Genomic DNA, 12,069 nt, shown 5'->3' on the forward strand with positions numbered 1-12,069 from the left:
GTTCTGCGTTCTGCGTTCTGCGTTCTGCGATCAGCTTTCGCTGTGGCGCTCGTGCGTCGCGACGAGCCTACGTGCTGCCGGACGCGCCCGCGCAGGGCCGGCGAAACCGTCCGATCGGGCCCGGTCGTGTCCGCCCCGTCCCGGGCGGGTCCTAGGCGCCACCGTGCTGGATCTCCTCCAGCACCGTCGCGCCCAGCTCGCGGATGATCAGGTCCTGGCCGGAGAACGCCTGCTCGTTGAGGTCCGGATCGTCCTCCTCCGGGATGTCGTCCTCCGGCGCCACCATCGGCCCCGGCGGCGGGGCCACCGGCTGCTGCGGCCGGACGGCGGCCTGGGCCGGCGGCTGCGCCTGGACGGGAGCGGGCGGCACGGCCACCGGGGGCGCGGCGACGGGCGCGGCGGCCGGTGCGGGCGCCGGCGCGGACTGCATCGCGGGCGCCGGCGCGGCCGGGCGGGCCGCCGGCGGGGCTCCCCAGCCACCGCCGCCACCGCCGGGGGCAGCGCCGCCGAAGCCGCCGGTGCTGCCACCCCCTCCAGCGCCCCCACCAACGCCTCCACCAGGGCCGCCGACTCCCCCGGAGGGGTCGACGATGCACTCGATCCGCCAGTCCACGCCGAGCGCGTCGGTCAGCGCCTGGCGCAGCACGTCGTCGCTGTTGCTGCTGACGAAGCTGTCCCGGGCGCCCGCGTTGATGAAGGACACCTGGAGGACGCTGCCGTCGAACCCGGCCACCTGGCCGTTCTGGCTGAGCAGGATCCAGGTGAAGCGGCGGCGGTTCTTCACCGCCTCCAGGATCTGCGGCCACAGCTGCCGGACCTGCCCGGCGCCCTGCTGCGCGGCCGCGGACGGCTGCGCGCCGGGGGCGGCAGCGGGTGCGGGCGCCTGGACGGCGGGGGCCGACGGGGGCACCGGGGCCGCGGGCTGCACGGGTGCGGCCGCGGGTGCCGGAGCGGGCGCTGCGGCGCCGGGTGCGCCGCCGCCCGCCGAGAAGCTGCGCGGAATCGGCCACGCGCCCGGCGCGGGGGCGGCCGGGGCCGGTGCCGGTGCCGGAGCGACGGGGGCCGGGGCCGCCTGTACCGGTTGCGGCACGGGCACGGCGTCCGCCATCGGCGCCCCCAGGCCCGCCGCATCCTGCACGGGAGCGGCCTGAACCGGAGCGACCTGCATCGGGGCACCCTGCATCGGAGCCACCTGCATCGCGGCACCCTGCATCGGAGCCACCTGCATCGCGGCACCCTGCATCGGAGCCACCTGCATCGCGGCACCCTGCATCGGAGCGGCCGCGAAGCCGCCGGCCGAGGCCTGCCGCTCCAGCTTGTCCAGCCGCGCCTGCAACGACAGCTCGTCGCTGTACGCGCCCGGCAGCATCACACGGGCGCAGATCAGCTCCAGCTGCAGCCGGGGCGCCGCGTTCCCGCGCATCTCGGTCAGCCCGGTGTTGACGAGGTCCGCGGCCCGGCTCAATTCGGCCGCCCCGAAGGCGTCCGCCTGCGCCTGCATGATCGCGACCCGGTCCGCCGGGGCGTCGAGCAGCCCCTTCTCCCCCGCGTCCGGCACCGTCGCCAGGATCACCAGGTCGCGCAGCCGCTCCAGCAGGTCCGTCACGAACCGGCGCGGGTCGTGCCCGCCCTCGACCACCCGGTCGATCACCTGGAACACCGTCGCCCCGTCCTGCGCGGCGAAGGCGTCCACCACCTCGTCCAGCAGCGCCGAGTCGGTGTACCCGAGCAGCGAGGTGGCCATCTGGTACGTCACGCCGCCCTCGGTGGCGCCGGCGAGCAGCTGGTCCATCACCGACATCGAGTCACGCACGGACCCGGCCCCGGAGCGGACCACCAGCGGGAAGACGGAGTCCTCGACCTGGATCTGCTCCCGGCCGCACACCTCCGCCAGGTAGTCCCGCAGCGTGCCGGGCGGCACCAGCCGGAACGGGTAGTGGTGCGTCCGGGAGCGGATCGTCCCGATCACCTTCTCCGGCTCCGTGGTCGCGAAGATGAACTTGAGGTGCTCCGGAGGCTCCTCCACCACCTTCAGCAGCGCGTTGAAGCCGGCCGAGGTCACCATGTGCGCCTCGTCCAGGATGAAGATCTTGTACCTGCTGTGCACCGGCGCGAAGAACGCCCGCTCCCGCAGGTCACGCGCGTCGTCCACACCACCGTGCGAGGCGGCGTCGATCTCGATCACGTCGATCGACCCGGGACCGCCCGTCGCCAGGTCCCGGCAGGACTGGCACTCGCCGCACGGCGTGGGGGTCGGCCCCTGCTCGCAGTTCAGGCAGCGGGCCAGGATCCGCGCGCTCGTCGTCTTACCGCAGCCGCGCGGGCCGCTGAACAGGTAGGCGTGGTTGACCCTGTTGTTGCGCAGGGCCTGCTGGAGCGGAGCGGTCACGTGCTCCTGCCCGATGACCTCGGCGAAAGTCTCGGGGCGATAGCGGCGGTACAGGGCTAGGGACACACCCCCGACGATATCGGGACGGACCGACAAACGCGCCGCCCCTCGACCCGGCCGACCCGGCCCCGGGAACGCAAAGACCCCTCGTGCACCCGCCAGAGCCCTCCTACCCTTGCTGCCTTCCGGCCCTGGGGGGGTTCAGAGAGATAACGCCACACGAGGGGCTGACCACCACAGTACCGGATCCGCACCCCCCACCTCCACCACCCACCCCCACCCGACCCCCTCGACGATCCGCAGGCACCGTCCCTCACCCACCCTCGGGATACGTGGTCGCAAGCACCCCTGAACATGTACTAAGCTCTCCCACGGAGGATTCGCCTAGAGGCCTAGGGCGCACGCTTGGAAAGCGTGTTGGGAGCAATCCCTCACGAGTTCGAATCTCGTATCCTCCGCCTCTGCCAGCCATGGCAGCCCGAAGGCCCCGACCGCCCAGCGGTCGGGGCCTTCGGCGTTTCCTGGCTGCAGTTGCCGACAGGATCGGGCAAGAGTCCCACCACCGACACCCCGCGACGACCAACGAGTGCGCCGTTTACATCACGGGTGGCCGACCCCTGACCGGTACGGCCGCGGTGCAGGGCAGCAAGAACATCGCCCTGCACCTGTACGCCGCAGCGATCCCGCGATGCTGCTGGCCGCCCGCACCCCGGGGACCTCCGCGATCCTCGACACCAGCGTCGAACCCGAGGTCACCCACAACGCCGCCCTGCTCTCGCAGGCGCTCGGCGGCGCAGTCGGCAACGCCTTGCACGGCTCCGACCCGACGACTGGGGCGAGCTGGTCCGCACGTGGGCGCCCGCCCGCCTGTGGCCGAGGTGGTCGCCGCCATCCTCTCCAACCATCACCGCCGCGGACTTCTCCTCGGCCCTCACGGTCCCGATGGCCGCCAGGCTGGATCGGTCTTCCTCAACCCGCTCGTCACCGCAGTCGAGGCAACCTTGATTGCCAGTCGATCACGCCCAGCTTCCGATGGATTCAGCTCCACGACGACGACCCATTTCGCGCGGCGCCAGATGTCCGCTTCCGCCTTTCTTGCTTTCCGGCCTGGATTCATCAGCCTTCCGGACGTACGTCCGGTGAATCCCGGCCACTTGGCGGGGATACGGCTGCCGAAGGAGGGCTAGTCACTGCGGCCGGCGCAACGAGAGGCTCTCTGGGCATGCCCGGAGCATGCGCTGAGGGCGAGTTGACGAACACGATGACCCACTCCCAGGACAAGCGAACCTCTCTGAGCGACAAGGCACGAGCACATGAATCCCACGAAGAAGATAGTGTCGGCCGCAGTGGTGACCACTGCGATCGTGATGGGTGTGGCTGCGCCGGCGGCCGTCGCAGCTGACGCACCGCCGACACCGATTTCCGTCAGCACGACGGCACAGGAGCTGCAGCTCAGCCCCGCCCTGGCGCGACAGGTTCTCGCGACGCCGGAACTCGCGAGTCAGCTCAACGCCGAAGAGCGAGCCGGGATGCAAGCGATCGCGGACCAGGAAAGCCACACGCGTGAGCGGCGCAGCGTGGGAAGCAGCGCGGGCAAGGCCGCCTGGGAGCTGATCAAGAAGGCAGGCCCGGGCATGGTCAACGCGGCCAAGAAGGCCGCCGCCAAGGGCGCCGCCGGTGTCAAGGAGTGGGCCAATGGCTTGTCCTGGAGGAGCCCCATTCGCTGGACCATCGGGCAGCTCCCCGCCTGGGCCCTTGAGGAACTCATCAAGTACATCCTCAGCTGAGGATCCCTGTCCTGCTCCGGCAATCGAGACCCACCGGCCCCGAAGTCTCTCGAACCGCTGGAACGGGCAGACGCCGAACGTAGATTGAACGGACAGGTAGAGATGGCTGCCAAGAAGAAGCAGGACCTGGAACGCACCCTTTGGGAAACACCGCTGGGAGCCGCCCTCTTCGCGTGGTTCCTGTTCGCAGTACGCGATGACGCTCCGGCGGGATGGGTCATCTACGGACTGGGCTGGGCAGGACCGGTAATCGCTCTGGCGAGGAACAGTGTCACCCGCACCACCCCTTGGAACGGCGGCATCGTTCCGGTGCTGATCGGGATCATCTCGGGAACTCTGTTCTGGACCTTCTACGGATAAGCCCGGAAAGCCGCAACACGAGGTGGTAGCCCCGTTGCACCGCCGGCCCTGAATCTGGGCCACGCAACGGGGCGACCTCTGCGATATGCCGTTGATGCAGCCCCCTGGCCGTCACAGCCGATGCAAGACCATGACCTCGCCGTCCTTCACCGCTCGGCCGTCATGGACTGTCACAGCCGGTCGCCCGGTCTCGGTTCTGGTCTCGTTCACCCCCGTCCAAGCAGGTTTCAATCGCCGGATGGCGGCTCACCCCGCCGCAGGTCAGAACGGGTGTGGACCCCAGCTGACGGCGTTCGCTCGCGCCATGAGCCCCACCCGCGGCGACGACGTCCCGCCACCACCGATCGGCGACGAGTGGAGACTGCGCTTCGCCACGAATGAAGCGGCCAATGTGTGGGGCGACGAACCCGCCGAGTAGGCCCCGGGCCGCGGGGTCAGGTGGTCTGGGCTCGGGCGCGGCAGAGGTCGATCAGGCGTTCCCAGGCGGGCACCGGCTTTCCGGTCTGGGCGGCCATGAGCGTGACGGCGACCAGGGCGTCGAGCGCCAGGATCGGCTCGGCCCCGTCCGGGTCCGGTGCGCGGAGGCCGCCGAAGTCGTTCACATCGTCCGCGAGGGCCTCCAGCCGCGGGTCGTCGCGGTCCCAGTCGGCGGCCTGGTCACAGGTCAGGTAGAGCTGCTGGAAGGCCGGGTCCTCGAACATCGCCTGCTTCTGCAGCGCCCAGCCCGGCACCTGGTCGGGGTACTGCGCCGCGAGCAGGATCCAGGTGTCGCGCTCCGTGCGGACCGTCTCCGGGCTGAGTCCGATCTCCTGGAGGCGGTCCAGCAGGACCACGACCTCCTCGGGCAGGAACAGGCGGTCGCCGCCGGTGAGTTCGGCGATCCGGCTCCGGCGCCGCCTCAGCTCCGCGATCTGCTGCTTCAGGTCGTCGTCGATCGCCCTGACGGACGCGGAGAACTGCGCGGGCGAGGCTCCCATCAGCTCCTCGATCCGCGCCAGCGGGACCCCGGCGTCCGACAGGGTCCTGATCCGCACCAGGGTGACGACCGCGTCGGCCCCGTAGCGCCGGTAGCCCGAGACGTCGCGCTCGGGCTCGGGCAGCAGGCCCTTCTGGTGGTAGTGGCGGACCGCCCGCACCGTCACACCCAGATAGGCCGCGACCTGGCCGATCGTCAACACGCGCGACCCCCCGGAGCACTTGCGAACGGACCGCTTGACCTTGACCCTGCGTCAGGGTCAGACGATCCGTTCATGAACACGACGCCAACGTATCGACAGGCTACCGAAGCCGCCTTCGCCCCACCCGCCGCGATCACCGCGATCGGCCTCCGCAAGTCCTACGGAGACCACCGCGTCCTGGACGGCCTCGACCTGACCGTCACCGCGGGGACGGTCTTCGCCCTGCTCGGTCCGAACGGGGCCGGCAAGACCACCACGGTGCAGATCCTCTCGACGCTGGTCGCGGCCGACGGCGGCCAGGCGCAGGTGGTCGGCCACGACCTGGCCCGCGACCCCGGCGGGGTGCGGGCCTCGATCGGGGTCACCGGCCAGTTCTCGGCCGTGGACGGCCTGCTGACCGGCCGGGAGAACCTGATCCTGATGGCGGACCTGCACCACCTGGGACGGGCCGAGGGCCGGCGCCGCGCCGATGCGCTGCTGGAGCGGTTCGACCTGGTCGAGGCCGCACGCAAGCCCATCTCCGGCTACTCCGGCGGCATGCGGCGGCGGCTCGACCTGGCGATGACCCTGATCGCCGACCCGCGTCTGATCTTCCTCGACGAGCCGACCACCGGCCTGGACCCGCGCAGCCGCCGCGACCTGTGGGAGATCATCCGCGGGCTGGTCGCCGACGGGGTCACGATCTTCCTGACCACGCAGTACCTGGAGGAGGCCGACCAGCTCGCGGACCGGATCGCCGTACTGGACCAGGGCCGGCTGGTGGCCGAGGGGACGGCGGCCGAGCTCAAGCGGCTCGTCCCCGGCGGCCACATCCGGCTGCGGTTCGCCGACGCGACGCGGCTGGAGGCGGCGGCCCGGATCCTCGACGTGACCTCCCGCGACGACGACGCGCTGACCCTGCAGATCCCGAGCGACGGCGGTGTCGCGTCGCTGCAATCCCTGCTCGACCGGCTGAGGGCCGAGGCGGTCGGCGTCGAGGAGCTCTCGGTGCACACCCCGGACCTCGACGACGTCTTCCTCGCCCTGACCGGCAGGCGCGGCAACCGCGGCCTGCGCGCCACCGACGCCCACACCCACGCCCACACCCACGCCCACACCCACGCCACCGACAAGGAGACCGCCGCATGAGCACCCCGACCCACGCCCCGACCCGCACCCGCACCCGCGGCCACGCCCTGACCGACACGGCCACGCTGCTGCGGCGCAACCTGCGGCACACCCTGCGCTACCCCTCCATGACGCTCGGGTCCGTCTTCGGCCCGGTGATCATGCTGCTGCTGTTCGTCGGGGTCCTGGGCAGGACACTGGGCTCCGGACTGGCCGCGGCAGGCGGGCACCACAGGGGCGGGTACGTCGACTACATCGCGCCCGGAATCATCATCATGGCGGTGGCCTCCGGCAGCATGGCCACGGCGGTGGCGGTGTGTGTGGACATGACCGAGGGCATCGTCGACCGGTTCCGCACGATGCCGATCGCCCGGGGTTCGATTTTGACCGCACACGTGGTCAACAGTGTGATCACGACGGTGGCCAGCACGGCATCGGTGATCGCCGTCGCGATGCTCCTGGGCTTCCGGCCCACCGCCGGCCTCGCCGCCTGGACCGCCGCGGCCGGGCTGCTCCTGCTGCTGACCTTCGCCCTGACCTGGCTCGCGGTGGCGATCGGGCTGGTGTCCCCGACTCCCGAGGCGGCCAGCAACAGCCCCATGCTGATCGTGTTCCTCCCGTTCGTCGGCAGCGCCTTCGCCCCGGCCGGCTCGATGCCGCCCGGCATCCGCCAGTTCGCCGAGTACCAGCCCTTCACCCCCGTCATCGAGACCGTCCGGGGCCTGCTGACCGGCACTCCGATCGGCCACAACGGCGTCATCGCGATCGCCTGGTGCATCGCCATCGCCGTGGGCGGCTACTTCTGGGCACGCGCCGGGTTCACCTCCCACCGTGCCCGCTAGGGCGTGGTCCCGGTGGTCCCGGTGGTCCCGGTGGTTCCGGTGCCCCGAGGCCTCGGTCCGCCAGGGGGCGCCGGTGCGGTCAGAGCCGGACGATGACCAGGGCGGTGTCGTCGGTGGCGCCGCCGATCGGGAGCAGGTCGTGCAGGAGGGCGTCCGCGAGGGGTTCGGGGGCGAGGCCGCAGTGGCGGACCAGGGAGTCGGCGAGGCGGGCGAGACCGGTGTCGATGTCCTCGCGGCGGCGTTCGACCAGGCCGTCGGTGTAGAGGACGAGCATGTCGCCCTCGTCGAACGCGATGGCGGCCTCGGGGCGGGGGACGTGCTCGGGGCGGGCGCCGAGCGGCGGGTCGGTGGCCCGGTCGAGGAACACGAGGGTGCCGTCGGCGTGCAGCAGCGCGGGCGGCGGGTGTCCGGCACTGCTGTACGTGATGGTGTGCGTGTCCCAGTCGATGTGCGTCTCCACCGCCGTGGTGCTCTCCGCGCCATCGACCGAGCGCGCGTACAGGCCGAGGACCTCCAGTGCCCGGGCGGGGCCGTCGGCGACGAGGGAGGCCGCGCTCAGCGCGCTGCGGAGCAGGCCCATGACGCAGGCGGCCCGCAGGCCGTGGCCGACGACGTCACCGACGGCGACCCCGATGCGGTCGCCGGGCAGGTCGACCAGGTCGTACCAGTCGCCGCAGACGTTCAACGCGCCCACGGCGGGCCGGTAGCGCACGGCGGCGCGGTGGTGGCCGACCGGCCTCGGGGCGGGCAGCATCGCCTCCTGCAGGGCGAGCGCCACCTCGCGCTCCCGGGCGTGGGCCTGCCGCAGCCGGTCGTTGACCTCCTGCAGCTCCCGGGCCCGGGTGTAGAGCTCGGCCTCCAGGACCCGGGCCCGGCTGCCGTCCTGGGCGCCGCGGGCCTTGATCAGCTCGGTCACCTCCTCCACCCGGTGCACCAGCAGGGCCACCCGGCCGTCGGGCCCGAGCACCGGGGCGTTCACCGGGCTCCAGTACCGCTCCGTCCAGGTGCCCGGCCGTTCCAGGGACTCGACGTCGTACCGCTGCAGCGCCATGGCGTCGCGTTCCCCGGTCTCCAGTACGCGGGTGAGCGAGGCGAGCAGGTTCCGCGCACCGGTCGCGTCGGGATCGTTCGGGTTGTCGGGGAAGACGTCGAAGAGGTAGCGGCCGATCAGGGCCTCCCGCGGGCGGCCCGACACTCGCACGAACTCCTCGTTCGCGTCCGCGTAGACCAGCTCAGGGGTCAGCAGCGCCACCATGCCGGGCAGTGCCTGGAACATGGCCGCGTAGTCGATGTCCGCGTCGGCGCCCTTCATGATCAGCCCGCCTCACCGTGCACCACGTGATCTGGTTCAACGATAGGAGCAGGAGCCGGGGGGCCGCCGGACGAGCGGTGCCCGAGGCCGTCGCCCGGCTGACCGGACCGGCCCGGGCGGTACGCGGCCGAGGACGGCTACGACCGGCCGAACCGGTCCTGGGCCGCGAGGACGGCGTCCCCGTGAGCGGCCGCCCAGGCGCCCATGGCGCGGATCGGGCCGAGCAGCGCCGTCCCGGCCTCGGTGAGGGAGTAGTCCACCCGGGGCGGCGCCTCGGCGTACCGGTGGCGTGCCACCAGGCCGTTGCACTCCAGCCGGCGCAGCACCTGGTTGAGCACCTTGGGGCTGATCCCGCCGATCCGGTCCAGCATCGCCCGCGGCCGCATCGGGCCGCTCTCGCCGAGGACGTAGACGACCACGCTGTCCCAGCGGTTCGCCACGACCTCGAAGGCGATCCGGGCCCGGCAGTCCGCCGCGAACACGTCCCCCGCCATGTCGACCGCGTCTCCCGGCATGTCGACCGCTTCTCCCGGCGCGCCGACCACGTCCGCCGCCGCGTCGACCACGTCCTCCGGTTCTCCCATGCGGACATCCTGCCCCGGCCGATGCCTACCTCGCGGTGTCCATCGGCCCTCCTAGCGTCTGTCCCACGGCATTCACGACGCGAACGGGAGCACGACATGCGCATCGGCATTCTCGGTACGGGCGCCATGGCGGCGGCGCTGGGCGGGGCCTGGGTACGCGCCGGGCACGAGGTCATGGTGGGCGGGCGGAACGCCGCGGCGGCGGCCCGGACCGCGGCCGCGATCGGCGCCGCCGGGCACGGCGGGCCCGACGGGGCGGCGCGGTACGGCGAGGGGGTGCTGGTCGCCGTACCCGCCGGGGCCGCGCCGGGGCTGGCCGCGGAGCTGGCACCGGCGCTGGCCGGGCGGACGGTGCTGGACTGCACCGTCCCGATGGCCCCCGGCCCCGGCGGACCGGCCCTGACCACCGCCGGGGGCACCGACTCGGTCGCCGCACAGTTGGCGGCCGCCGCACCGGCGGCCCGGGTCGCCAAGGTGTTCGGCGTCTGCCACGAGAGCATCTGGACCCTGCCGCGGCCGGTCTTCGAGGGGGCTCCGCTGGCGGTGCCCTTCTGCACCGACGCCCCGGCGGCCGCCGCCCTGACGGCGGAGCTGATCACCTCGATGGGGTGCGTCCCGCTCGCCTGCGGCGGGCTGGACCGCGCGGCGGTGCTGGAGGCGGCCGCGGTCTTCGCGGTGGGCGTCTGGTGGTCCGGCGGCGAGGCCCGCCACGTCTTCCCCTCCCCCGCGCTGGCCCCCGGGGCCGTCGACGACGACGAGTAGCGCGCCTCCGGGGGCGGCCGGTGCCGCCCGGCCGCTACCCGAGGAAGGCGTCGAGGGCGTCGTCCGCGGCGTCGAGGCCCTTCTCGCCGGCGGTCAGCGAGTCGTGGACGAAGTGGACCGAGGCGTCCTCGATGCCGCAGTAGGCGCTGATGCCCTCGCGCAGCAGGCGGTCGACCAGGCCGGCCCAGCCCAGCTCCTCGAAGCGGTCCTGCGGGTAGGCGGCCAGCGGGATCCAGAGCATCCGCTTGCCCTGGAGGCGGGGGCTGCTGCGGCCGTAGGCGAAGCCGTGGTTCCAGACCCGGTCGATCCAGCCCTTGAGGATCGCGGGGAGCCCGAACCACCAGAGCGGGAAGACCGCGACGATCACGTCGGCCGCGTCGATCCGCCGCATCTGGGCGCGGACCTCGGCGGAGTACCGCTTGTCCTGGTCCGCCCAGTCCGGCTCGTCCTGCGGGGACATCCTCGGGTCGAAGCCCTCGGCGTGCAGGTCGAGCAGGTCCACGGTGAAGCCGGCGGCCTCCAGCCGGGCCCGGGAGCGGTGGGCGAGCTGGGCGGTCAGCGAGTCGGTGCGGGGGTGGGCGAGGACCAGCAGGGCGTGCCGGCCGGCCGCCGGGTCGGTCCGCGGGGCAGCCGGGGAGGTCTCCCCGGCGGGCGTCAGGGAGGTCTCCGGGGAGGTCTCCGGGGCGGCCTGCGGCCGGGGCGCGGTCACCGGTCCCCCAGCCGGACCAGCATCTTGCCGGTGTTGGCGCCGCGCAGCACGCCCAGGAGGGCGTCGGGGGCCTGCGCGATGCCCTCGGCGACGGTCTGCTCGGTGTGCAGGCTGCCGTCGGCCAGCCAGCCGGCGGCCTTGCCGATCCACTCCGGGAACAGGTCGAAGTGGCTGGTGACGAGCATGCCGCGGAGCGTGGCCTCCTTGGCGGCGGCCCGGAAGAGGTTGTCGGGGCCCGGCGCCGGTGCCGTGGCGTTGTAGCCGCTGATCGCACCGACCAGGGCGATCCGCCCGCCCGGCCGGATCGCGCCGACGGCCGCCTGGAGGTGATCCCCGCCCACCGCGTCCAGATACACGTCGATGCCCTCGGGGGCGGCCTCGGCGAGCTGCTCGGCGAGCCGTCCCCGGCGGTAGTCGACCGCCGCGTCGAAGCCGAACCCGTCGAGCAGCCGCCTGGTCTTGGCCGGGCCGCCCGCCGAGCCGATCACCCGCGACGCGCCCAGTCGGCGGGCCAGTTGGCCCGCCACGCTGCCGACCGCGCCGGCGGCCGCGGAGACGAACACGACATCGCCCTCGCGCACCGGCGCCGTCCGGGTGAGCGCGGCGTAGGCGGTCAGCCCGGTGGTGCCCAGCGCGCCGAGGTAGGCCTCCGCCGGAGCGAGGGCGGTGTCGACCACGGTGGCCGCCGCCGCGTCCAGGACGGCGTACTCGCGCCAGCCGAGGAAGTGCGAGACGGTCGACCCGACCGGAACGGCCTCGGTGCGGGAGGCGACCACCTCGCCGATCGCACTGCCGTCCAGCGCGGCGCCGAGGGCGAACGGCGGTAGGTACGAAGGGGCGTCGTCCATCCGGCCGCGCATGTACGGGTCCACGGACATCCAGGTGTTCCGGACGACGATCTCGCCCTCGCGCGGTTCCGGGACTTCGGTGGCGACCAGCTCGAAGTTCTCCGCGGCGGGCTCGCCGACGGGACGGGAGACGAGTCGGACTTCACGGGACACGGTCATGGGGCTGCCCTCCGGGGGGAGTTGAACGGACG

Annotated in this window: 11 protein-coding genes, 1 tRNA gene and 1 other RNA gene; 6 read left to right on the forward strand and 7 right to left on the reverse strand. The window is 72.9% G+C overall.

Annotation, left to right across the window (positions count from 1 at the left end):
* Window positions 1-151: 151 nt before the first annotated feature.
* Window positions 152-2,455, reverse strand: a complete 2,304-nt coding sequence (locus ACFVVX_RS29310) for a DNA polymerase III subunit gamma and tau (RefSeq protein WP_387949897.1) — start codon at window positions 2,453-2,455, stop codon at window positions 152-154.
* Between the two features lie 72 nt (window positions 2,456-2,527).
* Window positions 2,528-2,618, reverse strand: an RNA gene (gene ffs / locus ACFVVX_RS29315) — signal recognition particle sRNA small type.
* Between the two features lie 144 nt (window positions 2,619-2,762).
* Between ffs and ACFVVX_RS29320 the strand changes: the two genes are divergently transcribed.
* The 3 genes from ACFVVX_RS29320 (at window position 2,763) to ACFVVX_RS29330 (ending at window position 4,536) form a co-directional block, all read left to right on the forward strand.
* Window positions 2,763-2,847, forward strand: a tRNA-Ser gene (locus ACFVVX_RS29320).
* A gap of 855 nt (window positions 2,848-3,702) precedes the next feature.
* Window positions 3,703-4,176, forward strand: a complete 474-nt coding sequence (locus ACFVVX_RS29325) for a hypothetical protein (protein WP_387949899.1) — start codon at window positions 3,703-3,705, stop codon at window positions 4,174-4,176.
* A 102-nt stretch (window positions 4,177-4,278) separates the two neighbouring features.
* Window positions 4,279-4,536 carry a hypothetical protein gene (locus ACFVVX_RS29330; protein WP_387949901.1) on the forward strand — a complete coding sequence of 86 codons (258 nt, stop codon included), beginning with the start codon at window positions 4,279-4,281 and terminating at the stop codon, window positions 4,534-4,536.
* Window positions 4,537-4,970: 434 nt separating this feature from the next.
* On the opposite strand, the gene ACFVVX_RS29335 is transcribed toward ACFVVX_RS29330, so the two are convergent.
* Complete coding sequence (locus ACFVVX_RS29335; protein WP_387949903.1) at window positions 4,971-5,714, reverse strand: MerR family transcriptional regulator; 744 nt, start codon at window positions 5,712-5,714, stop codon at window positions 4,971-4,973.
* Window positions 5,715-5,786: 72 nt separating this feature from the next.
* Between ACFVVX_RS29335 and ACFVVX_RS29340 the strand changes: the two genes are divergently transcribed.
* Both ACFVVX_RS29340 and ACFVVX_RS29345 read left to right on the forward strand, forming a co-directional pair.
* Window positions 5,787-6,842: an ATP-binding cassette domain-containing protein gene (locus tag ACFVVX_RS29340; RefSeq protein WP_387949905.1), complete on the forward strand. Its 1,056-nt coding sequence runs from the start codon at window positions 5,787-5,789 to the stop codon at window positions 6,840-6,842.
* The gene (locus ACFVVX_RS29345; protein ID WP_387949907.1) at window positions 6,839-7,663 is read left to right on the forward strand and encodes an ABC transporter permease; all 825 of its coding nucleotides are present in this window, start codon (window positions 6,839-6,841) and stop codon (window positions 7,661-7,663) included. Before ACFVVX_RS29340 ends, ACFVVX_RS29345 begins: the two co-directional genes overlap by 4 nt.
* A 79-nt stretch (window positions 7,664-7,742) precedes the next feature.
* Here ACFVVX_RS29345 and ACFVVX_RS29350 read toward each other — a convergent pair whose 3' ends face one another.
* Both ACFVVX_RS29350 and ACFVVX_RS29355 read right to left on the reverse strand, forming a co-directional pair.
* Window positions 7,743-8,975, reverse strand: coding sequence for a PP2C family protein-serine/threonine phosphatase (locus tag ACFVVX_RS29350; RefSeq protein ID WP_387949908.1), 1,233 nt, complete (start codon window positions 8,973-8,975; stop codon window positions 7,743-7,745).
* 137 nt (window positions 8,976-9,112) lie between these two features.
* Window positions 9,113-9,559, reverse strand: a complete 447-nt coding sequence (locus tag ACFVVX_RS29355; protein WP_387949910.1) for a winged helix-turn-helix transcriptional regulator — start codon at window positions 9,557-9,559, stop codon at window positions 9,113-9,115.
* Window positions 9,560-9,655: 96 nt separating this feature from the next.
* Between ACFVVX_RS29355 and ACFVVX_RS29360 the strand changes: the two genes are divergently transcribed.
* Window positions 9,656-10,321, forward strand: coding sequence for an NAD(P)-binding domain-containing protein (locus tag ACFVVX_RS29360; protein ID WP_387949912.1), 666 nt, complete (start codon window positions 9,656-9,658; stop codon window positions 10,319-10,321).
* Between the two features lie 34 nt (window positions 10,322-10,355).
* Here ACFVVX_RS29360 and ACFVVX_RS29365 read toward each other — a convergent pair whose 3' ends face one another.
* Both ACFVVX_RS29365 and ACFVVX_RS29370 read right to left on the reverse strand, forming a co-directional pair.
* On the reverse strand, window positions 10,356-11,030 hold the full coding sequence (locus ACFVVX_RS29365; protein ID WP_387949914.1) for an NAD(P)H oxidoreductase: 675 nt from the start codon (window positions 11,028-11,030) through the stop codon (window positions 10,356-10,358).
* On the reverse strand, window positions 11,027-12,037 hold the full coding sequence (locus ACFVVX_RS29370) for an NADP-dependent oxidoreductase (RefSeq protein ID WP_387949916.1): 1,011 nt from the start codon (window positions 12,035-12,037) through the stop codon (window positions 11,027-11,029). The genes ACFVVX_RS29365 and ACFVVX_RS29370 overlap by 4 nt, the downstream gene beginning before the upstream one ends.
* Window positions 12,038-12,069 lie beyond the last annotated feature (32 nt).

It is taken from the genome of Kitasatospora sp. NPDC058170, from assembly GCF_042883905.1.
Taxonomy (GTDB): Bacteria; Actinomycetota; Actinomycetes; order Streptomycetales; family Streptomycetaceae; genus Kitasatospora.